This window comes from Enterococcus sp. DIV0174, assembly GCF_050529065.1.
Classification (GTDB): Bacteria; Bacillota; Bacilli; order Lactobacillales; family Enterococcaceae; genus Enterococcus_B; species Enterococcus_B thailandicus.
The window spans coordinates 2,574,986-2,601,107 of the sequence record NZ_CP172881.1; the positions used below are offsets into that span (position 1 = coordinate 2,574,986).

Consider the following 26,122-nt stretch of genomic DNA (forward strand, 5'->3'; position numbering starts at 1 on the left):
ATAAGTTCTTAAATTCAGTATACGCTTGTACTTAAAAAAAGTCAAAATGTATTGACTTAAAATAAATACAGGCGTACAATCGATTTGTACTTAAAATAAGTCTGATGGTTCTTTGACAATTTAATAGCAGAAGGAGGTTTTTCTATGAACCAAGTCAATCAACATGATCTTGGGGAAGCCATTCGAGTTTCTCGAGAAGAAAGGGGGTGGACCCAGCGATATTTAGCAGAAAAAGTGGGGATTTCGAGGTCGTTACTATCAAAGGTAGAAAAAGGAACGAGACGATTAAGTGCAGAAAAACTGAATCTTGTATTGGATAGTTTGCAAGAAGAGATTGTTCCAGTTAATCGTGTTTTGATTGATTATCTAACCATTCACTTTTTCTCGAATCAACATTTAAAGTTGATTGAAGAGATTATTGGCATGCCTATTGAACGCTTTGAGGAACTGGATTATGCGCCAAAGGGCTATATTGGGCAATATGTTTGGAATCAAGTAATCACGATTCGGTATTCCATTGACGATACGGTAAAAGGAACCGTAATGGAGTTTTCAGGTCAAGGCTGTAAACATCTTGCCATGCGTTTGAAGACCGCAAAATCAAACTGGCAAGAGTTCTTCCGTAAGGTATTAGATTATCAGGGAAACTTTACACGGATTGATTTTACTTTAGATGATTTTGTGGGGAGTCTCAGCATTCCAGAACTGAAGCGTAAGGTAACACTAGGCCATGTGTGGACCACTTTTCAAGTGAGTGAATCTCATGGCGGTACGGATATCATAAACAATGAATCAAATGGTGAGACCTTGTATTTAGGCTCAAAGAAGAGTCAGTGTCGCTTTTGCTTTTATCAGAAGGATTATGAACAACGAAAGCGACGAGGAATTTCTTTAGAAGAAGCAGAAGTAAAAAATCGCTTTGAACTACGGTATCGAAAAGAGAAAGCGCAAAGCTTGGCAAAGATTATTTCAAAAACCCATGATTTAACCAAACTATTCTTTGAGTTACTTAATGGGGCAATTTGTTTTTATGACCGTGCTCCAAATGATCTAGGTGCAAAAGTCGATGCCAAATGGGCAGCCTTTATTGGCAATCATGGCGCAACCACCATTTCTTTAGAAACAATTCCTCAAAGCTTTGAGAAAAGTATGAATTGGTTAATTCACAGCGTTTCTCCCACCCTCGCATTTATTCAAGAGGTAGATAATCATTTTGATTCAAATTTGATTAACGAGATTATTAGCTGTGGGGAACTTAGTTCAAGGCAGCAAAAAATATTAGAAAATTTGATTGCTGAGCCTGATTATTATCAGGAAGAAGTAGAATTTTATATCCAGTGTCTTCAAAATATGAAGGCAGAAAAAATACACAAAAAAAGCAAAGCACAGCTTACACATTAAAATGTATAAACGTACTCCGCCCTAGACAAGTTGAGTATAGCACATTTCCTTGTGTCAGCCAAAAAACATTTTTGGAAAGGAAATAAACTATGAAAAATACAATAACTACTTATGAATTGCCCTATCTACTTACTAGAGAACAAGCTTCTCATTTTTTAGGGATCGATCCAAAATCTTTTGATAAATTCGTTCGCGCAAACGATGAGTTAGAGCGTTTTATGATAGGAAGACAAGAACGATACACTGTCACTTCCCTCATTAATTTTATTAAGACGCACTCTATCTAGCTAAAATATCGTAGGATGGTTGATTAGATGCTTTTCGCCATGTAGAATGACGGTGTATTCAACTAGCATTTATCAACCATCTTTCAGTGAAAGGATTTGTTATAAATGCCTAGTATAATTAAACGTGGTAACTCATATAGAGCTCAGATCTCACTTTACAATCATGGTCAACATAAGAAATTGACAAAATCATTTAGCTCTAAAAAGGAAGCAACTCGTTGGGCTTTGGAAAATGAATTGGAGAAAGGAAATGGAAAACAATTAGCAGAGCGTACAACAACATTTGCTGACTTCTTTGAAAACTGGATTCATATCATAAAGAAAAACGATGTAAAAGAAACGACTTTTCAAAATTATCAAAGGACTTCTCAAGTGGTGAAGAAATTATTTGGCGATATACAGTTAAAGGATTTGAACGATATTGTAGTACAACGAAAAATAGATAAGTATGCAGAAACTCATTCTCGTAAAACCACTCATGAAGTACTATTGAAAATCAAAACGGCATTACGTGATGCTTATGCTCGTGGCTATCTTGCTACCGATTTTGCAAATTTAGTCAAAACACGAGGGAAAGTTTTAGATAAGAGAAACCGTGCACTTTCTATTACCGAATTAAAGAAACTGCGTACTTATGTCATTAATCATCGAGAAAATGAGTTTAACATTCTTGTACTCCTTGCCTTAGAAACTGGCATGAGACGCGGAGAGCTTTTAGGTATACGTCCCGAAGACCTCTTTGAATATGGTATCCATGTCAGACGTTCCCTTAGTCCAACTTCTGAAGATACCTCGTTAAAAACAAAAAATTCAAGACGAGATATTTCCATTAATCAAGAAGTCTACGATATTCTAAAATCTGTCCCGATTAAAGATAATGGATATTTTTTTGATCCTGACGGCTTTCAACAATCTGCTAAGCTCGCCAGATTACTGAAAAAACTAGATATTCCAAAAACTACCTTCCACGGCCTAAGAGATACTCATGCTTCTTTTCTATTTTCACAAGATATTGATATTGCCTATGTATCAAAACGCTTAGGTCATATCAATATTCAAACAACGCAGAACTATTATCTTGAATTGATGCCAGAAAAAAAGCACCAGCAAGATGCTGATGCTTTAAACCTCTTAAATTCTTTGTCAAATTTATAATTTGAACCAACTTGAACCAAAAAATTCTTGTAAACGTTGATACAATAAGGAATTGATTAACGTTTTGAGAATTGAGAAGCTTTACGAGCTTTCTTAAGACCTGGTTAGCCCAACCATTTTTTAAAACAGCTTCATGATGCTTTAATAGCAACGATTTAGAGAGATTAAAACACGAAAAATTTTATTGACTTTCAAATTATTTGAAAGCAATGGTGTCAATTACTTGCGAGCCGATTCAAAACTATCAATCATATATATGCATTTTATTAAATTGTAGATATTTCATATCAATCTATTAATCAACCTTACTTTATTTAGTTCTACTACTTTTTTTTGCAAATAAGTATCCTGTTAGGATAGCTGGAATACCAATAAATAGTAACATCATTAATCCGGAAAGATTAAAAAAATAAGATACAAAAAAACATACAAGAGTTAACATTAGCATTAAAACATGCAATTTACTTAGTAAAAAATCCCCCATCATCTTCATGCCATCACGGAACACTAACTGTATAACTCATTGAAATTCCAGTAATATTCAATCCAACATCAACTTGTTTTAGGTGATTGTTAACTGCCCATCCCACAGTTCCTCCAATAGCAGCGCTAATTGCGCCTACTAGACCAGCTGTTATTGGATTGACAGCAAATTTTTTCAGATAAAACCCACAATATCCAGCTGCAAATCCCCCAGCAACTACTGCCGACATTCCTCTTACTGTTGATCCTAGCTTAATATGAAGTCCAACAAATCCTCTTAAATTTGATTGATCCATAGATTTTGTTTTTTCGTTTAAAACTGATAAATCTCGCAAGTCTTTATCTGATAAGTTTAACTTAGTTCGTAATTCTGGATTGCTTAAGTCTAATTGAATATTTCCTTGAGAATCCTCATAGAAATAAGGCTCCAAATCAATTGATGTACTTAAATTATTATTTGATGCGAATGTAGTTAGGCTATCTACATCTTTAAAGTAAATCGAATCATCTGTTTTTAAAACACCTTCATACTGAACGCTATTAACAACCATATTCTTTTCTTCTGATGCAGAAACATTGCTTCCTCCAAAAAACAACCCTGTCATACAACTTGCAAGTAGCATTGCTGGTACTAATTTTTTAAAAAACATTAAAATCCCTCACTTTCATATACATTCTTTATTTTTTTGTTGTTTTCCTTTCAAATTACCATTTTTATTTTTTTTTTACTTATTGTGCATCTTTTGAAAAAGATAAAAAAATGTAGATGTAACTCCAAAACTAACTGCAAGAATATAGCTCTTTTCTAGCAATGAAATAATCATCAGTAACAGAAAAAACACCTGAAACACTCGAAGCCTTAATTTTATATTTCACTTAAATCCCATAAAATAGTCGTCAAATCCAACCGCAGCTGGAATCCCAGCCTCAGCAGAAATTCCGGCTCTCCACCATCATCTGACAAGGTTCTATTTTTTCATTTCTTACTACTTCAGGAACTTTTTCAAAATTACAATTCAAAAAATTTATTAGCTACAAGTAAAGCTCGATTAAAAAAAGCACTATTGATATTAAAACTAAGATATAGAGATCAGAATATACTAGTACAGCAGATACAGCTAGCCAACTAAGAAGAAAAAAAACTTGTTTATTTTGAGTCCAAGATAACCATCTTTTTCTATCAATACCTACAAACATGTATGCTAAAATTGGAAAGATAGTCATTATTATATTAGTAGTTGTCTCTAACATTTATACCCCTTAGCTTTCTCTTAAACTCAATTACTAAATATCTTTGTAAGTTTTCTGGAAAAGATAAAAAATTGTAGAACTAATTCCAAAGCTGAAGGTCAAAATATAGTGTCTATTTAAAAGTGAAAATAGCATCAACAATAAGAAAACAATTTGCAATAGTCTGAGTCTCAATTTGACGTTTCTTCTAGAACCCATAGAAATTCCTCCTCAAATTTGTCCAACTATGAAACTGAAGTGTAAACTCGAACCGTTTAACCCCCTTTTCCATTTATCAACAGTTTCCTCTTAATAAAAAATAGATACTTTCGATAAAACATACTGAACCAGCTACGGAGTGGGGTGGAGTAACATAAAAGTTAGTGAATTTCTATTTATATCTTACTTATTCTAAACTATTTTTACTACTTTTGTTCCAAAGTAACTTTACTTTCTAGTACTTAAAAGTTGAAAAGTATATCCAACAACATTTCTACCAAAATAAATTGTTAGTAGAATAAATAAAGCTAGTAGAAGCAGATCCCAATTAATTTGGAAATCTCCAATTAGTACTTTTAGCATAGATAAAGTTATAAGAAAAAATATCAAAAATATTATTATATTCAACATGTAGATTCCTACAGCAATGAATACTTTGAAGTAACTCTTTCTTTCATTTTTAGTAGTAAAATCAAATAAATCATCAGAGAAGACAAATATCCAGTAAAGTATTTCTATAATAATATCCATATACTTTCTCCCCATAAAGAATCATTTCTATTCATAACTTTACCACAATTCAATCCATCCATTACCTCTAATTTTATCAAATCTACTATTATCAATTTGTTCTGCAATAAATGTTCCGGGATCCAAAATTTTCATAATAGTTCCACTCAAGCCTCCAATAATTTTACCCAATTGTTTAAATCTCAAAGTAGCCATGAGTCTGCTTTGAAGAGCATTTACTAACGCATTCCATCCCTTTTTCTTCACATAAGCAGAAATAGATCCACCAGTAATTACGCTTAGTCCTGTATTAATGATTGCACCTAAAACGCCAACAGAAAGCAGCCCATGTGATTTGCCCATAGAATTTAGATTAGGTAATATTTGAATCCCAAATTCTTCTTTTAATCTATTTTGCATCTCGGATTGAGCCTTCAAAGGATTTTGATAATAATCAGAGTTTGAATCAAACACTCCAAGAATATACTCTGCTGCTACTGCCTGCTGCTCTACAGTCTCAATCCCATCAATTTGCTCTGCTGACTTTGCTGCCACTTGTAATAGAAAGTTCTTTTTATTCTGAGATAGATTTTGAATATCAATATCTTCCGACTCATTGGAGTCTATCAGACTATTCTGTTCACTTACATCTAACTTTAACCCCATGATGGTAGTAGGATTATCAGGTTCAGAACTATCGATTGAGGTCATATTCTCTGCTGCTTGTACAGTAGAAGTAGTTGTTACTGCTATAGACAGTACCGTCAGCATAGCAATTGTCAGTGAACCTATCTTTAAAAATTTCATTATTTTTCCTTCTCTCTTAAAATCAATTATTAGCAATCTTTCTTATCTTTTTAAGCATCATAAAAACATTTCTAACTATTTAAATACCATAGAAATAATCATCAAAGCCCACTGCCGTTGGAATGCCCGCTGCTGCTGAAATCCCAGCTCTCCACCACCATCTGTTTTTTTTATAGCTTGCTACAGAAAGACCAAATCGTTTATGTGCCTCTTTCGCTGCCCAATGCCCTGCTCCATATCCTACTCCAGCTATTGCGATTAATGCTAATACATCATCAACACCAAAGAAACGTACCTTATCATGTTGAAAAATCAGTTTATCTAATTTATCCTGTTGCTCAGGATTCAATTCAAAAGATTGGGTTTTATCAATTGAATCTAGATAACATTCAGATAAGTTAAATTGTTTTTTTATATCACTTTTTTCTTTTTGAGATTCTGAATAGTCAATTTTTTGATTATCCGTTATTTCTGCTGCGAAGGTAGTTAGTGGTGTCAAAGTAGATCCTAAGATTAATGATAAAACTAATACTACCCCTCCTTTAGTTGCAAAATTTTTTTTCATTGTACATCCTCCTAATATGATAAAATTGGTTTTGAAGTTACAAGGAAATTATCGATGATATCACTACAATTTACTGTCAAAATCCTTTGACATTTATTTGGAATTGCATTTTGGAGGATAAAAAATGGAAAATAGATTACGTAATTTACGAAAAAAAAATAATTTGACTCAAGAAGAACTTTCGCTACAACTAAAAGTTTCTAGGCAGACAATCTCGAATTGGGAACGAGGATTTTCTCAACCAGATATGGAAAATTTACATCTATTAGCAAGTTTTTTTAAGGTTACGGTTAGTTATTTAATTGATGGAGATACTATCCCAGATGCGTCTCCTATCTATGAAGCTAAGGAACCACAACCAGTATCTTTGGACAATCAAAAACTTTCACTTCTCAAATTATTGACGTTAGCATCCTGTTTAACTCCACTTGCCGCATTTGGGTTATTATATTTGGTAAATGAATATAAATTTGGATTGAGCGAGAAACAATATAGATTCTATTCAAAATTTGGAATTTTCCTCTCCGCTATTAACCTAGTAATAATTGTATTAGTAATATCTGATTTAACTATTTTCTCTTATCTGTAAATTGAATAATTTTCTCCCGCTGTCATCGTAATTTCTAAAAATCACTAAAATAAATTCCGAAGACGTGTAAACAGACCGGCTAGCAACGCAAAGCCCGGTTCGTCTACACGTCTTTTTTAAGTTTTATAAAAAATGTCCTTCACCATTGAGGATATAAAAGCTTAAGAAACTCTTACAATCAAAATGTCTACCCCCTTTTTTTCGAAAAATGTCCCCCTCCCAAATTGTAGTAATAATGAAGGGTAATCAGATACCTATCTAAGTTTTTGATGAAAAATGAATAGATTAGTATCAAAAATCAAATTTAAATTGTTGTTATTAACGAAGGAAAAAAAGAAAGGTAGCTACCAACATTCTATGAAAACCTTCAACATATAACTAAGGAGGGCTATTATGCCAATTAAAATCAACGATCTTACCTTACCAAAAGAAAAACTCGAAAAAGAATACCAAGTCGTCAATGTTACTCGCTGGCAAAAAGATGGGGAAATTCTAGGCTGGAGTTACGAATGTATCCTACCTAAACTCCGCTACGAAAAAATCAGTGTCAAAGTCAAATCTGAAAATCCCGTGATTACTCCGGAAGAACTTACCCAACAAGGTTTAGCCATGGTTACATTTGCCAATTTAGTGATTGCACCTTGGGGTCGCTCTAACGCTCAATTTGTCAGCTATGGTTTATCAGCCACGGCAGATGCGGCAACTTTGATTCCAAAAAAACAAGGTAACACTACGCAAAACTAATTTTCCTATGGGTTTGTTGGGTGGTTAGGACGAAACGGCGGGGCAGCGCCATAGAGCCGTTTCTGTCCGTTAAGACCGCCCAATAAATCCATAGGCTGGAAGGACTGCTTTGCAGGACTTCCCCTTAACTTGATTTATAGAACAACATCAGGCGAAAAATGATGGTTCTTTGACAACTGAATACACATCAAGGAGTGATGATTTTTGAAAGCTTATAATCAGAAAATCATTGAAACTCCCACGTACCTTGAAATTTATGATTATGAAGCAATCATTACTCCTAAACAAAAAGCAGACAAAAATGAAACCAACCCAAAACGAAAGAAAGAATTAGCTTGGCTTTATGAAGAAGAAAATCCAACTAGAGATAAAAGAAAAAACTATGATGAATTATCTGCTCAAGGGCAATACGACAGCTTAAAACGAAAACAAAAATACTATCAAAATATGCGCTTTGAAATCGCCAGACTCGTGGATATGAACTTTGACAATCAGACAAAATTTTTAACCCTCACTTTCAGAGAAAACATTCAAGACATTGCCTATGCGAATAATGAATTTAAAAAATTTATCAAACGACTAAACTATGAACTCTATCATACAAAAAAAGCACATCTAAAATACCTTGCCACGTGGGAAAAACAAGAACGAGGTGCGATCCATTACCACATCATCCTATTTGACTTTCCTTTTATCTCTATCAATCGCCTTACTACCATCTGGGGACATGGATTTGTCAAAATCAACAAGATTGATGTGAATAGTATCGAAAACCGTGGACGCTATATCAGTAAATATTTCGATAAAGACTTGGATTTGAAAGAGCATAAGAAAAAAGCCTTCTTCAAATCGCGCAATCTCAAAGTGCCCAGAGTCACAAAGCAACTCGTGGATCAACCTTTTGATTCCACAAATCAAGAGGTACTTTATACCAATGAGTATCTCGTAAGACGTCCGATATTTTATAGTGCGATAAATGAAGGTGGAAATCCAGAACAAGTGATGGATTTTCAAGAAAGTACTGTTCGCTATACCAAGATAAAAAAATAATTCATTATTCCCTACGCAAAATTCAAAGGAAGTGAGAACATGACCGAAATGAAAATTTTACTCAGTGATGATCAGATGGGCATCATTTCTACTTAACTATCTGATTTAATCACAACTGAAATCGAAAAAATTAAGACACAGGAAAACCTGCAACACCGCTATATGAATAAAAAACAAACTTGTAACTATCTACAAGTTTCCAATAATACGTTAGATGGCTGGATTAAAGAGGGCTTGCCCCTTATTCAAATCCACGTTTCAAATAGATTTGACCGTATCGCCATTGATCAATGGCTAGCAAGCCTAGCAAAATAATTCCGACATCGTTATACTCCATATATAGTATTTGATTTCGGCTCGCAAATTCGGAGGGAAATACTATGGCAATTAGCAAAACAGAAAATGAGACTTACCGTTTACGGCTTTACTATCCACAAGATATCCAAGAGATGATAGGTATAAACAAACTTTATTCCAAAACTTTCAAAACTAGAAAGGAGGCAAAAGAAGCAGAAATTGATTTTTATGCCAAAATTAAAGAGCTACGGGAAAACAAAGAAAAGAATGCTTTTGAACTAGGTGGCGAAGCACTGTTCAAAGATTTCTATGAAGATATCTGGATTGATGCTTATACAGCTGGCTTAACTTCTCGAAACACAAAGTCTCCTACTCCTGTCACAATCGCGAATACAAAAGATATTTTTCGACTTCACATCTTACCAATGTTTGGAAAATACACATTGAACTATCTGAATCAAAACAAAGCCTTTGTTCTAAAAATTATGACTCAAAAGGCTGCCGAATACGCAAACTTCAAAATACTACGTAGCTACGTTAATTCTATTTTTGATTGGGCAGAAGAGCTTGAATACATCGAACGGAATAAACTAGAAAAATCGCTCAAACGGATCAACGCTACTAAGAAAAACCAACTGCAAGAAGCTAAAAAAGAAGAAGACTTGTACCTTTCCTTTGAACAACTTCAAGAATGGCTAACTGCCGTCCAAAGTGATTATGAAAGTGGGCAATTGACTTTACAGGACTATGTATTATTTCTGACTACCTTCTTTTTATCTGATCGAAAATCAGAAACTTACGCTATCAAATGGAAGAACGTGAATTTCACTACTTCCCAGATTACGATTGGTAAAGCCTTGGATAAATTTGGCAATGAAAAAAGCACAAAAGGGAATAAAACGACAATTTTTCATATTCCAAATGAACTAAAGCAATTACTTCAACAGTGGAAAGTCCAGCAAAAAGCAGAACTAGCTCAGTTTGAAATCGAACAAACTGAAGAACAGCTTCTCTTTACCTTCTTTGATGATAAAGGGAATATCAATCAACGGCTTCATACAGATTATTTAAATTACCGTATGAAATCCATTGAGCGACGACATAAACACCTTACCCATGCGACCCCACATAAGTTACGACATACTGGGGCAACTTTAGCCAAACAAGCTGGTGTCGCTCTGGAACAAATTTCTGAAGCCTTGACTCACAGCGATACCAATATCACAAGAACTTATGTAAATACACCAAACGTCATTCAAATGCCCATTGGTGAAATTGCCTATCGTAAATTGTCTCAAAAAGAGTCAGACCGGAATGGTGTCAACAATGGTGTCAACTCAAAAAAAGACGCTTCGCAAAATGAATTGCGAAACGCCTGAAAGTACTGATATGAAGCTGTTTTTAACGTTTTGAAAATTGAGATGCTTTACGAGCTTTTTTAAGACCTGGTTTTTTACGTTCGACCATACGTGCGTCACGAGTAAGTAAGCCAGCACGTTTAAGAGCTGCACGGAAGTCAGGATCAACTTCTAGCAATGCACGAGCGATACCATGACGGATAGCTCCTGATTGTCCAGCATAGCCTCCACCGTTTACGTTAACAAAAACGTCATATGCGCCTTTTGTTTCAGTAACAGCGAAAGGTTGATTGATAACTTCACGCAAGTCAGCATGTGGGATGTATTCTTCAACATCTTTTTTGTTTACAATAACTTTACCAGTTCCTGGTACTAAACGTACGCGAGCAACTGCATTTTTACGACGGCCTGTGCCGATATATTGAACTTGTGCCAATGAAATTCCCTCCTATTAGATTAAGTTTGTGATATCTAAAACTTCTGGTTGTTGAGCAGTATGTGGATGTTCTGAACCACCATATACGTTCAATTTAGTAAATTGTTTGCGGCCTAAAGTGTTTTTAGGAAGCATTCCTTTTACTGAAGTTTCGATTAAACGACGAGAATTTTTAGCACGCAATTCGCCAGCTGTGACTGATTTCAATCCACCTGGGTAGTTGCTGTGACGGTAATAAATTTTGTCAGTCGCTTTTTTACCTGTTAATTTCACTTTATCTGCATTGATAACAATGACGAAATCGCCAGTATCCACATGAGGTGTGAAAGTTGGTTTATTTTTACCACGTAGTACAGATGCAACAACTGTTGAAAGACGTCCCAATGGAACATCAGTTGCGTCTACTACATACCATTTACGTTCTACTTCGCCTGGTTTGGCCATATATGTTGTACGCACGTTAGTTTCCTCCAATTTAAGTTCTGATGTTTGACATACACTTCGAGTTTCCGGGGCTCTTTGTGGGGCAAACAATACCATTTAACATATTACCTGCTACTTTGCATAATGTCAACGTTTTTCTGCTCGCATGAAAAATTTTCCAAAAGTTTACACCTCTTAGCTATTTTCATTTCCCTGTTACATTTAAAATTCTATTTTTTGTATAAAAAAGAAAGAAACTGCATTGTTTTTTGTATATTAAATAATTTATTTATAATATAATGCATATTTATTAAATAAAAGTATTGCTTTTTTATTTTTATGATGCTATTATTTGAAACATCAATTTTCAAAAAGAATGCAAAGTAAGGGGAGTTTTTTATGAAAGAGAAAATTATTTTAGCTTATTCCGGTGGATTAGATACATCTGTTGCAATTAAATGGCTGACAGATGAAGGATATGACGTGATTGCTTGTTGTTTAGATATTGGTGAAGGAAAAGATACTGCCTTTATCAAAGAAAAAGCCTTACAAGTTGGCGCTAGTGCTTCTTATGCAATTGATGCTAAAGAGGAATTTGCACAAGAATTTGCTTTGGTCGCGCTTCAAGGACATACCTTCTATGAACAATCATATCCATTAGTTTCTGCTCTTTCACGCCCCTTAATTGCGAAGAAACTAGTCGAGCTTGCTCGAACAACAGGAGCTACAACCATTGCTCATGGCTGTACCGGAAAAGGAAATGACCAAGTTCGATTTGAAGTTGCAATCAATGCGTTAGCACCTGACTTAAAAATCATTGCGCCCGTTCGTCAATGGCAGTGGTCTCGTGAAGAAGAAATTGCTTATGCAAAAGAAAATGGTATTCCGATTCCTGCAAATTTAGATAACCCCTATTCAATTGATCAAAACCTTTGGGGTCGCGCATGTGAATGCGGAATTCTAGAAGATCCTTGGGCAACACCACCAGCAGGAGCTTATGAGTTAACGACTGCTTTGGAATACACACCAGACCAGCCAGATGTAATTGAGCTAACGTTTGAACAAGGTATCCCAATTGCATTAAATAAAGAAAAGATGTCTTTATCACAACTAATCTTGACATTAAATCAGCTCGCTGGTAAACACGGAATCGGTCGGATTGATCATGTTGAAAACCGGTTAGTTGGTATCAAATCTCGTGAAGTTTATGAATGTCCAGGTGCGGTAACATTGATGCAAGCGCACAAAGAATTGGAAGATTTGACTTTTGTTCGTGAACTAGCGCACTTTAAACCACTGATTGAGCAACAACTTGGTCAAATGATTTATGATGGTTTATGGTTCAATCCTTTAACGGAAGCTTTATTACAATTTCTAAAATCAACTCAAATTTATGTAAATGGTACCGTTCGGGTCAAGCTCTTTAAAGGAAATATAATTGTGGAGGGGCGGAAGTCATCCAATAGCCTTTACAGTGAAGAACTTGCTACTTATACATCGGCAGATACATTTGATCAACAAGCCGCTATTGGATTCATCAAACTTTGGGGACTACCTTCTAAGGTTCACGCAGAGGTACAATCGCAGCAAGAAAACTTGTCACAAATAATTTAAATATATTAGCCAATGAAGATTTCTTTACGTTATAACAGGAAAAAGAAGTCTTCATTGTTTTACATAATTTTTTGGGAGGAATAGACATGGAAAAACTTTGGGGTGGTCGTTTTCAAGGAAAAAGTGAACAGTGGATTGATGAATTTGGAGCATCGATTTCTTTCGATCAGAAGTTAGCAGAGCAAGATATTCTTGGTAGCTTAGCTCATGTCAAAATGTTAGGACATACAGGAATTTTAACTAAAGATGAAACTTCAGCAATTATTTCTGGTTTAGAAACTTTGCAGCAAAAATTAGCAGAAAATGAGTTACAGTTTACCATTGAAAACGAAGATATCCACTTAAATATTGAAACGTTGCTTCATCAAGAAATCGGTGCGGTTGCAGGAAAGTTACATACCGCTCGCAGTCGAAATGATCAAGTTGCGACAGATATGCATCTTTTTCTCAAGGAAACTGTTTTGGAATTAATCACCAAACTTCAGCAATTACGAACAACTTTGGTCAAGACAGCAGAAGAACATGTTGAAACAATTGCCCCTGGATATACGCACCTTCAACATGCACAACCAATCTCCTTTGGCCATCATCTGCTCGCCTATTATCAAATGCTGACCAGAGATACGGAACGCTTTACAGAAAGTTTAAAAAGGATTGATTTATCGCCACTGGGCAGCGCTGCACTGGCTGGAACTACCTTTCCAATCGACCGTCAATTTTCTGCAAAAGAATTAGGTTTTTCTGGTATTTATCAAAACAGCTTAGATGCTGTAAGTGATCGTGATTTTATCTTAGAATTCCTAAGTAACTGTTCCCTTTTAATGATGCACCTTTCGCGCTTTTGCGAGGAATTGATTTTATGGTGCAGTCATGAGTTTCAATTTGTTGAATTGACAGATACTTTCTCTACGGGAAGTTCTATTATGCCCCAAAAGAAAAATCCAGATATGGCTGAGCTCATTCGAGGGAAAACCGGGAGAGTTTACGGAAATCTTTTTGGTCTTCTAACATTGATGAAAGGTCTGCCTCTTGCATATAATAAAGATTTTCAAGAAGATAAAGAAGGTATGTTTGACTCAAGTGAAACAGTCCTAGCTAGTTTAACGATTATGGATGGCATGATTGCGACAATGAAAGTCAACCAATCACGTATGTACACCTCCACGCAAAAAGATTTTTCTAATGCAACAGAATTAGCCGATTATTTAGCTACCAAGGGAATCCCTTTCCGACAAGCGCATGAGATTGTCGGAAAACTTGTACTCCACTGCACACAAAAGGGCTGTTTTTTGCAGGATATTCCGCTAACTGAATACCAAGCAATCAGTTCATTAATTGAAGATGATATTTATGATACATTGCGCTCAGAAGTAGCCGTTAAAAGACGAACTTCTGAAGGTGGCACTGGCTTTGACCAAGTAAGAGCACAAATCAACCACGCATTTGCTCAATTAGCATCTGAATCCATTCACTTACCTTAAATTGTTCTGTTGAAAAGTTGTTATTATACATGGACGACCCACCTCATTCGCACAAAAAGACACGCGACTTATTCAAGCTGCGTGTCTTTTTTCTTCTATATTATAGAAATAAAAATTTAAGCATCGATTTCTGGTGCTTTTCCAAGGTGTGCTTGGATCATCCAGATGCGTTTTTCAGTTGCTGTTTTAAATTCGATAAAGATATCTTGTGTAGGATCGTCGCCTTCTTCACCAGAAACTTCAATTCCTTTTTGGTAAAGATCAGCTAAATAACGATAATTTTTCACTAACGTTTCTAAACGTTCTGGAATAGTACGATCCCAGCGTCCCACTTCGTCAGAAATTTTTGTATTGTCTGCAAACTCACGTAATGTTGAGTAAGGTGCGCCATCAAGCGTGATCAAACGTTCTGAGATTTCATCTAATTGATCATTCAGATCATCCATGAATTCGTCCATCATTGGGTGCAAAGTAAGAAAACCTGGACCTCTCATGTACCAATGTGTTTGATGCACCACAACAGACATTTGGCTTAAATCTGCAACTAATTGGTTCAATACTTCTTTTGTTTTTGGAAATTTCATTTTGTTACCTCCCTACATTTATTTACATATAAAATCATAGTCAATTTTCAATTAAATGTACACTAAAACCAATTACCTGAGAATGATTTTCATCCCAATCAATGTTCAACTAAAAATTTTTCTGTGTAACTGCCGAAAAAACAAATGATATATCATTTGTTTTTTCGATAATTTTAATTAAATAATTTTCTGCGTTTCATTTTACGTATTTCATTTTAGAAAGGGGCAAATCAGATGATACTTCATTTTATTATCGGTAGTTGTTTCGGATCATTTTTTTGTTTAATTGCACAGCGGCTTCCCGTTAACGAATCCATTCTATCACCTGGCTCACATTGTAATCACTGTCAAACACGCTTGGTCTGGTATGAACTGATTCCTTTATTCTCAATACTTTGGCAAAAGTTTCGTTGCCGCTATTGCCATTGTAAATTGTCAATCAGTTATTTTTCAGCTGAGACACTTTGCGGAGCTTTATTTAGCTGGCACTTTTACTTTTATCCGTGGGAGTTTCTTCCTTTATTTTGGATTAGCACAGCTTTTCTGTTAAGCCTAATGGATGTCTTTTATCTACTGATTGATTCGTTACTTCTTTATCTTTTTTGGGGAGTCCTGTGGTTTTCATGGCTTTTGACTGCCAGTTTTCACTGGGAGAGTGTCATCCTCGTCGTTTTTGTTATGTGCTTGCTTTTAGCATTTGTACCTAGGTCGTTAGGAATAGGTGATTGCTTACTGTTGATCTGTTGGAGCGGCGGATTATCAGTTGCCTCTTTGGCTCAACTATTATTTATTGCGAGCTTACTAGGCGTGACGTTCTTCATTTTCTATTATTTACGTTACCAGAAACAACTCGTTCAACTTCCCTTCATTCCTTTTTTAACTATGGGATTAATAATTGTTTTAAGCAGTCCATAAATAAAAAACGATGCCCAGAGCCATCGCTTTTTACTTACAGCTATACAAAACAGAAATTCTTTTCATTATTTTTTAGAAATCTTATCTGTCCAATTTTTTCGGATAAAACCAGCACGGCCTGAACCTTCACGATATAAATTATAATGTACATGATTTTTTTTATAATAATCTTGATGATATTCTTCTGCTGGGTAAAAGGGAGCTCTTGGTTCAATTTTAGTTACAATTGGTTGCTCAAATCGACCACTCGCTTCCAATTGCTGCTTAGACTCCTCTGCTAGTTTTTGTTCTTCCTCATTCCCATAATAAATAACTGGTCGATAGGAGTCTCCTCGATCAGCAAATTGCCCGAAAGCATCCGTTGGGTCTGTCTGTTGCCAATAAGTGTCCAGTAATCGTTCATAACTGATTACTTCAGGATCGTATTCAATTTCTACAGCTTCCGTATGTCCTGTTGTACCCGTTGTTACTTGTCCATAAGTTGGATTTGGAACGTGTCCGCCAGTATAACCAGAAGTGACCGAAATAATTCCTGGTTGCGTATCAAAAGGTTTTACCATGCACCAAAAACATCCGCCAGCAAAAATTGCTGTTTTCGTTTTACTTGTCATTTTAAGTCATCTCCTTTTCTTTATCATACTCATTTCTCAGAAAAGGGACATTATTTTGCTTGAAACAATGGCGCACAAAGTCTTATTTGTTTTACCCTCTAGGGGTATATTCCAAAAGATGTACGCTACTCTTCTTCACAAATAATAGAAACTAAGTTTTCCACATGTGGAAATTCTATTTCTATTTTTATTTATTGTTCTTGTGGATATTTCTGTCTGTTTCTAGCTCCTTTTTTATCCACAAAGTACAAAAGAGGTCGAACGTCAAGACGTTCGACCTCTTTTTATTTCAATCCAAAATTCTCAAGTGAATGATTTATTTTGTTTGATTATTGTTCATTGCATCTTCAGCAGCCATTTGTGCTTCAATATCAGAGATACTGTACACATTTTCGCTAGCCACACCAACTTCTTTTGGTTCCATATCACGGTAACGTTGCATACCAGTACCAGCTGGGATGATTTTACCGATGATAACATTTTCTTTCAAACCAAGAAGCGGATCTTTCTTACCGCGAATTGCAGCATCCGTCAAGACACGAGTTGTTTCTTGGAATGACGCAGCAGATAAGAAGCTGTTTGTTTCCAATGAAGCTTTTGTAATACCTAGCAAGACTGGACGAGATGTCGCAGGGACACCACCAGCAACTAAAGTATTGTAGTTTTGATCTTTGAAGTCTGCAATATCCATTAAAGTACCTGGTAAAATTTCTGTGTCACCTGGGTCCATTACGCGAACTTTACGTAACATTTGACGTACCATTACTTCAATATGTTTATCGCCGATTTCTACCCCTTGCATACGGTACACGCGTTGTACTTCACGCAATAGATAATTTTCAACAGATAAAACATCACGAACTTGCAACAATTGTTTAGGATCGATTGAACCTTCTGTTAATGGAGCACCACGATGGATCATATCGCCTTCAGCGACTTTCATACGTGCTGTATAAGGTACAGTGTACGTACGAGTATCTGTTTTACCTTTAATTGTTACTTCTTTTGTACGTGTTGCAGGATCTTCTGAGATATCAATAACATCACCAGTTACTTCAGTAATCACAGCTTGTCCTTTTGGATTACGTGCTTCAAAAATTTCTTGGACACGAGGAAGACCTTGAGTAATATCATCTCCGGCAACCCCACCTGTATGGAACGTACGCATTGTTAACTGTGTACCTGGTTCACCGATTGATTGAGCAGCGATTGTACCAACTGCTTCACCTACTTCAACATCAGAACCAGTTGCAAGGTTACGTCCATAACAATGTTTACATACACCATGTTTTGTATTACATGTGAATACTGAGCGAATCGTTACAGTTTCAACGCCAGCATCAACGATTTGTTTTGCGATATCTTCAGAAATTAATTCATTTCCTTCAATAATTAGTTCGTCTGTTTCAGGGTTACGGATTTCTTTACGAGTGTAACGTCCAATTAAACGATCTTCTAATGATTCAATGATTTCATTTCCTTCACGAATTGCACGAATTTCAAGACCACGATCAGTACCACAATCTTCTTCACGGATGATGACATCTTGCGCTACGTCAACTAAACGACGAGTCAAGTAACCTGAATCGGCTGTCTTCAAGGCAGTATCGGTCATCCCTTTACGAGCCCCATGGGTTGAGATAAACATTTCTAAGACAGATAGTCCTTCACGGAAGTTTGAAATGATTGGCAATTCCATGATTCGACCATTCGGAGCGGCCATCAATCCACGCATACCGGCAAGCTGAGTAAAGTTGGAGATGTTACCACGAGCTCCAGAATCAGACATCATGAAGATTGGATTTTTTGCTTCCAAACCTTCCATCAGTTTTTGTTGGATTTCATCTTTGGCAGCATTCCAAACAGCGATTACGCGTTCATAACGTTCGTCATCTGTAATTAGACCACGACGGAATTGTTTTGTAATTGTTTCAACTTGTTTGTGTGCATTTTGGATAATTCCTTGTTTTTCTTCAAGAACACTGATATCCGCAATCCCTACAGTAATACCTGCATGAGTTGAATGTTTGTACCCTAAGTCTTTCATACGGTCAAGCATCTTAGATGTTTCAGTGACTTTAAAACGTTTGAAGACTTCAGCAATGATATTTCCTAAGTTTTTCTTCTTGAATGGCAAGATCAATTCTTGTTCTTTGATGTGTGCAGGAATATCTGTACCCGCTTCAACAAAGTATTTATCTGGCGTTTGAACAGTTAAGTTAAAGTCAGTTGGTTCATTCAAGTAAGGGAACTCTTGTGGCATGATTTCATTAAAGATAATCTTACCAACAGTAGTAATCATTGTGCGTTCTTTTTGCCAATCAGTAAATGGTTTGTCACCTAATGTGTTAGGGTTCACACCAATACGTGAGTGTAAATGAACGTAGCCGTTACGCCATGCAATCACAGCTTCATTTTGATCTCTGAAGACCATTCCTTCGCCTTCACGACCTTCTTCTTCCATAGTTAGGTAATAGTTACCTAAAACCATATCTTGAGAAGGTGTTACAACTGGTTTACCGTCTTTTGGATTCAAAATATTTTGTGCAGCAAGCATTAACATACGTGCTTCAGCTTGCGCTTCTTCATTCAATGGAACATGGACAGCCATTTGGTCTCCATCGAAATCGGCATTGTAGGCTTCACAAACAAGTGGATGCAAACGAATTGCACGTCCTTGGACCAATACTGGTTCAAACGCTTGAATACCAAGTCTGTGAAGTGTAGGCGCTCGGTTAAGTAATACTGGGTGTTCTTTGATTACGTCTTCTAAAACATCCCAAACTTCATCTTCTTGACGTTCGATTTTACGTTTTGCATTTTTGATGTTTGATGCAAGTTCACGTTGGACTAATTCACGCATTACAAATGGTTTGAACAATTCGATAGCCATTTCTTTTGGAAGACCACATTGATACATCTTCAAGAAAGGACCAACAACGATAACTGAACGACCTGAATAGTCAACACGTTTACCTAGTAAGTTTTGGCGGAAACGACCTTGTTTCCCTTTTAGCATATGAGAAAGAGATTTCAATGGGCGGTTACCTGGTCCAGTAACTGGACGGCCGCGACGACCATTGTCAATCAATGCATCAACTGCTTCTTGCAACATACGTTTTTCATTTTGAACAATGATTCCTGGTGCGTTCAAATCTAATAAACGTTTCAAACGATTGTTACGGTTGATTACTCGACGATACAAATCGTTTAAATCACTTGTTGCAAAACGTCCACCTTCTAATTGAACCATTGGACGTAAATCTGGAGGAATAACAGGAATAACATCCATAACCATCCAGCTTGGTTCATTTCCAGAGGCACGGAATGCTTCTAAAATATCTAAGCGGCGAATAGCACGTGTACGTTTTTGTCCTTGTGCTGATTTTAATTCTTCTTTTAATTCTGCAACTTCTGCATCCAAATCAACATTATCTAGTAATTGTTTGATTGCTTCCGCACCCATTGCAGCTTGGAATTCTTGACCATACTGTTCACGTTTTTCACGATATTCACGTTCAGTCAATAATTGTTTCTTCTCTAAATTAGTATTACCTGGTTCGATAACTACATAAGAGGCAAAGTAAATGATTTCTTCTAATGCGCGTGGACTCATGTCTAAAACAAGACCCATACGTGAAGGAATACCTTTAAAGTACCAGATATGTGAAACAGGAGCAGCTAATTCAATGTGACCCATACGTTCACGACGAACTTTCGAGCGAGTAACTTCTACTCCACAACGGTCACAAACAATTCCTTTATAACGGATACGTTTGTATTTTCCGCAGGCACATTCCCAGTCTTTTGTAGGACCAAAAATCCGCTCACAGAACAACCCTTCGCGTTCAGGTTTTAAGGTACGATAGTTAATCGTCTCAGGCTTTTTAACTTCGCCGTAAGACCAGCTTCTGATTTTTTCGGGAGAAGCCAAACCTATTTGCATACTTTCGAATTTATTTACATCGATCAAAAGGGGTTCCCTCCATTTCGTTTAATGGCAAAACCACAAGGCGGCTGATCATCGACCGCCTCGCAGCCCATAGACCGGATTAGTCTAATTTATCTTCTGCAGTTTCAAAGTTTTGAATCGCATCTTCATGCACTTCTTCAACTTGTTCTGCAGCTTGTTTTTCTAATTCTTTTGCAGATTGTTGTTCAGCAAATTTTGTTAAAGCATCTACTGTAATCAAATCATCATCTTCGTCATCCATGTCGCGTAATTCGATTTCTTCGTCTTGGATATCTAAGACACGCATGTCTAAACCTAATGATTGTAATTCTTTAACTAATACACGGAATGATTCTGGTACACCAGGTTTTGGAATTGGTTCGCCCTTAACGATTGCCTCGTATGTTTTCACACGACCAACAACATCATCTGATTTGTATGTCAAGATTTCTTGTAGGGTATAAGCAGCACCATAAGCTTCCAGTGCCCAAACTTCCATTTCCCCAAAACGTTGTCCACCAAATTGAGCTTTACCACCCAATGGTTGTTGTGTAACCAATGAGTAAGGTCCAATTGAACGAGCATGTAATTTATCATCGACCATGTGGGCAAGTTTAATCATATACATAACCCCAACAGACACACGTCCATCAAAAGGTTCCCCAGTACGTCCATCATAAAGAACTGTTTTAGCATCGCTAGCCATACCAGCTTCACGAACTGTTGCCCAAACATCTTCATCAGTCGCGCCATCAAATACAGGAGTCGCTACGTGGATTCCTAATTGACGTGCAGCCATACCTAAGTGTAATTCTAATACTTGTCCGATGTTCATCCGAGATGGTACCCCTAATGGATTCAACATGATATCGATTGGTGTTCCATCAGGTAAGAATGGCATATCTTCTTCTGGCATAATACGGGATACAACCCCTTTATTACCATGACGACCGGCCATTTTATCCCCTTCATGAATTTTACGTTTTTGAACGATATAAACACGAACGAGCATGTTAACACCTGGTGACAATTCATCGCCAGCTTCACGAGTAAAGATTTTTACGTCGTGAACGATTCCGCCACCACCATGTGGTACACGTAATGAAGTATCGCGAACTTCACGAGCTTTTTCGCCAAAGATTGCATGTAGCAAGCGTTCTTCTGCTGATAATTCAGTTACACCTTTTGGAGTGACTTTACCAACAAGTAAATCGCCATCTTGAACTTCCGCACCAATGCGGATAATGCCCATTTCATCTAAGTCTTTCAAAGCGTCTTCCCCAACGTTAGGGATTTCGCGAGTAATTTCTTCAGGTCCTAATTTTGTATCACGAGCTTCTGATTCGTACTCTTCAATATGAATTGAAGTATAAACATCATCTTTTACAAGACGACGGCTCATGATAATCGCATCTTCATAGTTGTAACCTTCCCAAGTCATGAAACCAACTAAAACGTTTTGTCCTAGCGCCATTTCACCTTGTTCCATAGAAGGTCCATCTGCTAAAGTATCACCTTTTTCAACGCGTTCACCTAAAAGGGCGATTGGGCGTTGGTTATAACTTGTTCCAGAGTTTGAACGACGGAATTTTGTTACAACATATTTATCTAATGCTCCGTTATCACGACGAACACGGATTTCTGAAGCATCTACATACTCAACGACACCGTCATGTTTACACAATAATGCAGCACCTGAGTCATGCGCAGATTTATATTCCATACCAGTACCAACCCATGGTGATTGCGGATTGATCAATGGAACAGCTTGACGCTGCATGTTGGCACCCATCAAGGCACGGTTGGAGTCATCGTTTTCCAAGAAAGGAATACATGCTGTCGCAACAGCAACTACTTGCTTAGGAGAAACGTCCATGTAGTCAACTTTATCAATAGAAACTTCTAAGTTTTCACTTTGTGCACGAGCCATTACAACGTCTTCAGCAAATGTACCATCTTCATTTAGAAGGCTGTTTGCTTGGGCAACGATATAGTGGTCTTCAATGTCAGCAGTTAGGTAATCAATTTGATCAGTAACACGCCCTGTCGCGCGATCAACTCGGCGATATGGTGTTTCAATAAAACCAAACTTATTAACTTTTGCATAACTTGACAAACTGTTAATTAATCCGATATTCGGACCTTCAGGGGTTTCAATCGGACACATACGACCATAGTGAGAATAGTGAACGTCACGAACTTCATAACCAGCACGGTCACGAGTCAAACCACCCGGCCCTAAGGCTGATAGACGACGTTTGTGTGTTAACTCACCCAATGGATTTGTTTGGTCCATGAACTGTGATAGCTGTGAAGAACCAAAGAATTCTTTGATACTTGCTACAACTGGACGAATATTAATCAATTGTTGTGGTGTTAAAGTTTCTGTGTCTTGAATAGACATTCTTTCACGTACCACACGTTCCATACGAGCTAAACCAATACGGAATTGATTTTGTAATAATTCACCAACTGAACGGATACGACGATTACCTAAGTGGTCGATATCATCAACATTCCCGATATCTTCCATTAAGTTCAAGAAGTAACTCATTGAAGCAATAATATCTGCAGGACGAATTGTCTTAACAGCTGCTTCTGGGTAACCATTACCGATTACGTTAACTTCACGTTCTGGATCTTTTGGTGAAAAGACTTTGATCACTTGAACAGTCATTGGATCAGTTACTACACCGTCTTCAGATGGGTAATAAGTAACTGAGTTTAAGCCATTGTCAATAAATGGAGCTAATGTTTCCATCACTTGGTGAGTCAACACAGTTCCTTTTTCAACGATGATTTCACCAGTTTCTGGATCAACTAATGTTTCAGCTAATGTTAAGTTTAATAGACGTGTTTTTAAGTCTAATTTCTTATTTACTTTGTAACGACCAACATTTGCTAAGTCGTAACGTTTTGGATCGAAGAAACGAGCATTTAATAAGTTACGAGAACTATCTGCTGTTTTTGGTTCTCCTGGACGTAAACGTTCGTAAACATCTTTCAAACCTTCTTCTGTACGTGAATCACTTGCATTTTTGTGCAAGTCTTTTTCAATAGTGTTACGCAATGTTTCGCTATCGCCGAAGATTTCAAAAATCGTATCATCAGAACCAAATCCTAATGCACGAACCAAAACAGTCAAAGGAATTTTACGTGTACGGTCGATACGTACATAAGAAATATCTTTTGCATCAGTTTCCATTTCCAACCAAGCACCACGGTTAGGAATAACTGTTGAGCCAAAGCCTTCTTTTCCGTTTTTATCTACTTTCCCATGGAAGTAAACACCTGGTGAACGAACTAATTGAGAAACAATTACACGTTCAGCACCATTGATAATAAATGTACCTTGTTCAGTCATTAGTGGGAAATCGCCAAAGAATACTTCTTGTGCTTTGATTTCACCTGTTTCACGATTTGTTAAACGCAAAGTAACATGTAATGGTGCAGAATAGTTAGCGTCATGTGCGCGAGCTTCTGCTACTGTATACTTAGGTTCCTTAAGTTCATAATCCACAAATTCCAAAGATAAATTGCCATTAAAATCATCGATTGGCAAAATGTCTTCAAACATTTCTCTAAGTCCTTCATCTAAGAACCATTGGTAAGAGTCTGTTTGAATTTCAATCAAATTTGGTAATTCCAACACTTCACTGATGCGTGCGAAACTTCTACGTTCGCGATGTTTTCCGTATTTTACTACGTGTCCAGCCAAGCTCTTCACCCCTCTAAAATGTCATTCAAAAAGACTACCCGACTAATTGTTACAAAAATATTTCAAATATTTTTTTTAGGTAACAACAGACATTTTTTGCGGCTTTTAGGCAAAAAAAAACCAAAAATAGAACAATCTCTTGAAAACTTACTTTCGTGAGCTCCTACTTTTGTTTCTCTTATAAAGCCGAAACGGACAATATTTCGTTTCTGCCTTTCATTCATCAGATAGTTTTTGCAACTTCATATAATACACGTATTTCGTACAAAAGTCAACCTCTCATCGCTTACCTCACTTGCTTTCGCAACCTTTTCTTAATTTTTCATCTACTACCAATTTTTTTCATTGTTCACTTTTGTGTTGACAGACCAAACCTCCTTTGCTAAGATTGAGAAAATTCATTTTGTGGAGGAACTACTATGATTACTAATCGAATAACACCAACACAACTGAATAACTTTTACTTTAGCTACTTTAGATAGGTTTGTATTCATCATGATGGATACAAACGTTAAACAACTTGTTTGTATCTATGATGGCTAAAGAACTTTGTATTACGCAAAAAGCCACGTAGACATTACGCTAAGTGGCTAAGCAAAGAAAATACAAAGTATTTCTGGTACCATACTTTTCTATTTATTTTCTCGCTTTTTCGAATCCATTTAGACGTCATGTCTGAATGGATTTTTTTGTTTCTTAAAACTAAGGAGGAAATCAAATGAAAAAGAATGTATTAATTGGACTTGGACTAACAGTATTACTTGCACTAGGCGGCTGTGCTCAAAAAAGCGAAGCAAAAAATGGCGATGAAGAAATGAAAACCGTCGGCGTACTTCAACTTGTACAACATAATTCACTCGACGATTCCTATAAAGGATTCAAAGCAGGCTTGTCAGAAGGTGGCTACGTTGAAGGCAAAAATTTAACGATTGACTATCAAAACGCTCAAAACAATCAGGATAACTTGAAAAGCATGAGCGAAAAATTAGTCAAAGAAAAACCTGATTTATTATTGGGGATTGCAACACCTGCTGCCCAATCATTACTAAATGAAACGACAACTATTCCAATTACTGTTACTGCGGTGACTGATTTAAAAGAAGCAAAACTAGTTTCTTCCAACAAAGAACCTGGCGGGAACGTCACTGGAACTTCTGATATGGTTCCAATCAAAAAACAAATTGATTTATTACTAAGCATCGTTCCTGGCGCTAAAAAAATCGGAATCATGTACAACAACGGTGAAGCAAACTCTAAGCTTCAAGGCGATCTTGCTCAAAAAGAATTAGAAAAAGCGGGAATCAAAGTAAAAGTCTTAACTGCCAACTCCACCAACGATGTTCAACAAGTAACGAAAAGTTTAGCCAAAGATGTTGATGGTATTTATATTCCAACAGACAATACATTTGCTAGTGCCGCAAGTGTCGTTGGTGAAGTCGCAAAAGAAACTCAGACCCCTGTCGTCGCTGGTTCAGCTGCACAAGTAAAAGAAGGCGGACTTGCAACTGTCGGCATTGATTATGAAAAACTTGGAAAACAAACTGGAATCATGGCTGCAAAAATTCTTGATGGAAAAGCAACACCCGACTCACTTCCTGTCGAATCTGCAGACGATTTAGAACTAGTTGTGAATGAAAAAATGGCAGATGCTTTAGGGATTGATCCTTCCAGCATCAAAGTAGCCGAATAGCAG

At 36.7% G+C, this 26,122-nt stretch carries 22 protein-coding genes; 12 read left to right on the plus strand and 10 right to left on the minus strand.

From position 1 onward, the window contains the following. Positions 1-144 precede the first annotated feature (144 nt). From IGJ93_RS12340 to IGJ93_RS12350, 3 genes are all read left to right on the plus strand, one after another. Positions 145-1,401, plus strand: a complete 1,257-nt coding sequence (locus tag IGJ93_RS12340; protein WP_311801828.1) for a replication initiation factor domain-containing protein — start codon at positions 145-147, stop codon at positions 1,399-1,401. 89 nt (positions 1,402-1,490) lie between these two features. Continuing rightward, on the plus strand, positions 1,491-1,688 hold the full coding sequence (locus IGJ93_RS12345; protein WP_002372025.1) for a hypothetical protein: 198 nt from the start codon (positions 1,491-1,493) through the stop codon (positions 1,686-1,688). A 105-nt stretch (positions 1,689-1,793) separates the two neighbouring features. Further along, the gene (locus tag IGJ93_RS12350) at positions 1,794-2,843 is read left to right on the plus strand and encodes a tyrosine-type recombinase/integrase (RefSeq protein ID WP_002406008.1); all 1,050 of its coding nucleotides are present in this window, start codon (positions 1,794-1,796) and stop codon (positions 2,841-2,843) included. 497 nt (positions 2,844-3,340) lie between these two features. On the opposite strand, the gene IGJ93_RS12355 is transcribed toward IGJ93_RS12350, so the two are convergent. The 4 genes from IGJ93_RS12355 to IGJ93_RS12370 form a co-directional block, all read right to left on the minus strand. After that, on the minus strand, positions 3,341-3,976 hold the full coding sequence (locus IGJ93_RS12355) for a hypothetical protein (protein ID WP_071868165.1): 636 nt from the start codon (positions 3,974-3,976) through the stop codon (positions 3,341-3,343). Positions 3,977-5,003: 1,027 nt separating this feature from the next. Next, positions 5,004-5,306: a hypothetical protein gene (locus tag IGJ93_RS12360; protein WP_270344882.1), complete on the minus strand. Its 303-nt coding sequence runs from the start codon at positions 5,304-5,306 to the stop codon at positions 5,004-5,006. Between the two features lie 39 nt (positions 5,307-5,345). Next, positions 5,346-6,092, minus strand: a complete 747-nt coding sequence (locus IGJ93_RS12365) for a hypothetical protein (RefSeq protein WP_270344883.1) — start codon at positions 6,090-6,092, stop codon at positions 5,346-5,348. Between the two features lie 79 nt (positions 6,093-6,171). Beyond that, on the minus strand, positions 6,172-6,657 hold the full coding sequence (locus tag IGJ93_RS12370; RefSeq protein WP_270344884.1) for a hypothetical protein: 486 nt from the start codon (positions 6,655-6,657) through the stop codon (positions 6,172-6,174). 124 nt (positions 6,658-6,781) lie between these two features. Between IGJ93_RS12370 and IGJ93_RS12375 the strand changes: the two genes are divergently transcribed. The 5 genes from IGJ93_RS12375 (at position 6,782) to IGJ93_RS12395 (ending at position 10,716) form a co-directional block, all read left to right on the plus strand. Then, positions 6,782-7,246 carry a helix-turn-helix domain-containing protein gene (locus IGJ93_RS12375; protein ID WP_270344885.1) on the plus strand — a complete coding sequence of 155 codons (465 nt, stop codon included), beginning with the start codon at positions 6,782-6,784 and terminating at the stop codon, positions 7,244-7,246. 393 nt (positions 7,247-7,639) lie between these two features. Beyond that, the gene (locus IGJ93_RS12380) at positions 7,640-7,990 is read left to right on the plus strand and encodes a hypothetical protein (RefSeq protein ID WP_095803876.1); all 351 of its coding nucleotides are present in this window, start codon (positions 7,640-7,642) and stop codon (positions 7,988-7,990) included. A 204-nt stretch (positions 7,991-8,194) separates the two neighbouring features. Further along, a complete protein-coding gene (locus IGJ93_RS12385) occupies positions 8,195-9,040 on the plus strand; it encodes a rolling circle replication-associated protein (RefSeq protein ID WP_095803877.1) in 846 nt (281 codons plus the stop codon). Between the two features lie 108 nt (positions 9,041-9,148). Continuing rightward, positions 9,149-9,355: a helix-turn-helix transcriptional regulator gene (locus IGJ93_RS12390; RefSeq protein WP_306294855.1), complete on the plus strand. Its 207-nt coding sequence runs from the start codon at positions 9,149-9,151 to the stop codon at positions 9,353-9,355. 65 nt (positions 9,356-9,420) lie between these two features. Then, on the plus strand, positions 9,421-10,716 hold the full coding sequence (locus IGJ93_RS12395; RefSeq protein ID WP_285700903.1) for a site-specific integrase: 1,296 nt from the start codon (positions 9,421-9,423) through the stop codon (positions 10,714-10,716). Between the two features lie 22 nt (positions 10,717-10,738). Here IGJ93_RS12395 and rpsI read toward each other — a convergent pair whose 3' ends face one another. After that, on the minus strand, positions 10,739-11,131 hold the full coding sequence (gene rpsI, locus IGJ93_RS12400) for a 30S ribosomal protein S9 (protein WP_067484493.1): 393 nt from the start codon (positions 11,129-11,131) through the stop codon (positions 10,739-10,741). A gap of 15 nt (positions 11,132-11,146) precedes the next feature. Further along, positions 11,147-11,575 carry a 50S ribosomal protein L13 gene (rplM, locus tag IGJ93_RS12405; RefSeq protein WP_306294856.1) on the minus strand — a complete coding sequence of 143 codons (429 nt, stop codon included), beginning with the start codon at positions 11,573-11,575 and terminating at the stop codon, positions 11,147-11,149. A 378-nt stretch (positions 11,576-11,953) separates the two neighbouring features. Between rplM and IGJ93_RS12410 the strand changes: the two genes are divergently transcribed. Together IGJ93_RS12410 and argH are read left to right on the plus strand one after the other, a co-directional pair. Continuing rightward, on the plus strand, positions 11,954-13,168 hold the full coding sequence (locus tag IGJ93_RS12410) for an argininosuccinate synthase (protein WP_270344892.1): 1,215 nt from the start codon (positions 11,954-11,956) through the stop codon (positions 13,166-13,168). Between the two features lie 86 nt (positions 13,169-13,254). Continuing rightward, positions 13,255-14,649, plus strand: a complete 1,395-nt coding sequence (gene argH / locus IGJ93_RS12415) for an argininosuccinate lyase (RefSeq protein WP_067484484.1) — start codon at positions 13,255-13,257, stop codon at positions 14,647-14,649. Between the two features lie 116 nt (positions 14,650-14,765). Here the strand turns inward: argH and IGJ93_RS12420 are convergent, their stop codons facing one another. Further along, the gene (locus tag IGJ93_RS12420; RefSeq protein WP_067484481.1) at positions 14,766-15,233 is read right to left on the minus strand and encodes a Dps family protein; all 468 of its coding nucleotides are present in this window, start codon (positions 15,231-15,233) and stop codon (positions 14,766-14,768) included. 234 nt (positions 15,234-15,467) lie between these two features. Between IGJ93_RS12420 and IGJ93_RS12425 the strand changes: the two genes are divergently transcribed. Beyond that, entirely contained in the window at positions 15,468-16,148 is a 681-nt protein-coding gene (locus IGJ93_RS12425) for a prepilin peptidase (RefSeq protein ID WP_071869250.1), read from the plus strand. A gap of 65 nt (positions 16,149-16,213) precedes the next feature. Here the strand turns inward: IGJ93_RS12425 and msrA are convergent, their stop codons facing one another. The 3 genes from msrA to rpoB all read right to left on the minus strand — a co-directional run bounded on the left by msrA (position 16,214) and on the right by rpoB (position 24,429). Then, positions 16,214-16,759 (minus strand): peptide-methionine (S)-S-oxide reductase MsrA, encoded by a 546-nt coding sequence (msrA, locus tag IGJ93_RS12430; protein ID WP_430596959.1) that lies wholly within the window; start codon positions 16,757-16,759, stop codon positions 16,214-16,216. 316 nt (positions 16,760-17,075) lie between these two features. Then, a complete protein-coding gene (rpoC, locus tag IGJ93_RS12435) occupies positions 17,076-20,732 on the minus strand; it encodes a DNA-directed RNA polymerase subunit beta' (protein WP_067484475.1) in 3,657 nt (1,218 codons plus the stop codon). 79 nt (positions 20,733-20,811) lie between these two features. After that, entirely contained in the window at positions 20,812-24,429 is a 3,618-nt protein-coding gene (gene rpoB / locus IGJ93_RS12440) for a DNA-directed RNA polymerase subunit beta (protein WP_082904101.1), read from the minus strand. A gap of 718 nt (positions 24,430-25,147) precedes the next feature. On the opposite strand from rpoB, the gene IGJ93_RS12445 reads away from it, so the two are divergent. Next, a complete protein-coding gene (locus tag IGJ93_RS12445) occupies positions 25,148-26,119 on the plus strand; it encodes an ABC transporter substrate-binding protein (protein WP_067484469.1) in 972 nt (323 codons plus the stop codon). Positions 26,120-26,122: the final 3 nt, after the last annotated feature.

What these genes read in the sequence shown, in the direction of transcription:
- IGJ93_RS12340 (WP_311801828.1), top strand. Translation starts at nt 145, where the DNA reads ATGAACCAAGTCAATCAACATGATCTTGGGGAAGCCATTCGAGTTTCT.
- IGJ93_RS12345 (WP_002372025.1), top strand. Translation starts at nt 1,491, where the DNA reads ATGAAAAATACAATAACTACTTATGAATTGCCCTATCTACTTACTAGA.
- IGJ93_RS12350 (WP_002406008.1), top strand. Translation starts at nt 1,794, where the DNA reads ATGCCTAGTATAATTAAACGTGGTAACTCATATAGAGCTCAGATCTCA.
- IGJ93_RS12355 (WP_071868165.1), bottom strand. Translation starts at nt 3,976, where the DNA reads ATGTTTTTTAAAAAATTAGTACCAGCAATGCTACTTGCAAGTTGTATG.
- IGJ93_RS12360 (WP_270344882.1), bottom strand. Translation starts at nt 5,306, where the DNA reads ATGGATATTATTATAGAAATACTTTACTGGATATTTGTCTTCTCTGAT.
- IGJ93_RS12365 (WP_270344883.1), bottom strand. Translation starts at nt 6,092, where the DNA reads ATGAAATTTTTAAAGATAGGTTCACTGACAATTGCTATGCTGACGGTA.
- IGJ93_RS12370 (WP_270344884.1), bottom strand. Translation starts at nt 6,657, where the DNA reads ATGAAAAAAAATTTTGCAACTAAAGGAGGGGTAGTATTAGTTTTATCA.
- IGJ93_RS12375 (WP_270344885.1), top strand. Translation starts at nt 6,782, where the DNA reads ATGGAAAATAGATTACGTAATTTACGAAAAAAAAATAATTTGACTCAA.
- IGJ93_RS12380 (WP_095803876.1), top strand. Translation starts at nt 7,640, where the DNA reads ATGCCAATTAAAATCAACGATCTTACCTTACCAAAAGAAAAACTCGAA.
- IGJ93_RS12395 (WP_285700903.1), top strand. Translation starts at nt 9,421, where the DNA reads ATGGCAATTAGCAAAACAGAAAATGAGACTTACCGTTTACGGCTTTAC.
- rplM (WP_306294856.1), bottom strand. Translation starts at nt 11,575, where the DNA reads ATGGCCAAACCAGGCGAAGTAGAACGTAAATGGTATGTAGTAGACGCA.
- IGJ93_RS12410 (WP_270344892.1), top strand. Translation starts at nt 11,954, where the DNA reads ATGAAAGAGAAAATTATTTTAGCTTATTCCGGTGGATTAGATACATCT.
- argH (WP_067484484.1), top strand. Translation starts at nt 13,255, where the DNA reads ATGGAAAAACTTTGGGGTGGTCGTTTTCAAGGAAAAAGTGAACAGTGG.
- IGJ93_RS12420 (WP_067484481.1), bottom strand. Translation starts at nt 15,233, where the DNA reads ATGAAATTTCCAAAAACAAAAGAAGTATTGAACCAATTAGTTGCAGAT.
- IGJ93_RS12425 (WP_071869250.1), top strand. Translation starts at nt 15,468, where the DNA reads ATGATACTTCATTTTATTATCGGTAGTTGTTTCGGATCATTTTTTTGT.
- msrA (WP_430596959.1), bottom strand. Translation starts at nt 16,759, where the DNA reads ATGACAAGTAAAACGAAAACAGCAATTTTTGCTGGCGGATGTTTTTGG.
- IGJ93_RS12445 (WP_067484469.1), top strand. Translation starts at nt 25,148, where the DNA reads ATGAAAAAGAATGTATTAATTGGACTTGGACTAACAGTATTACTTGCA.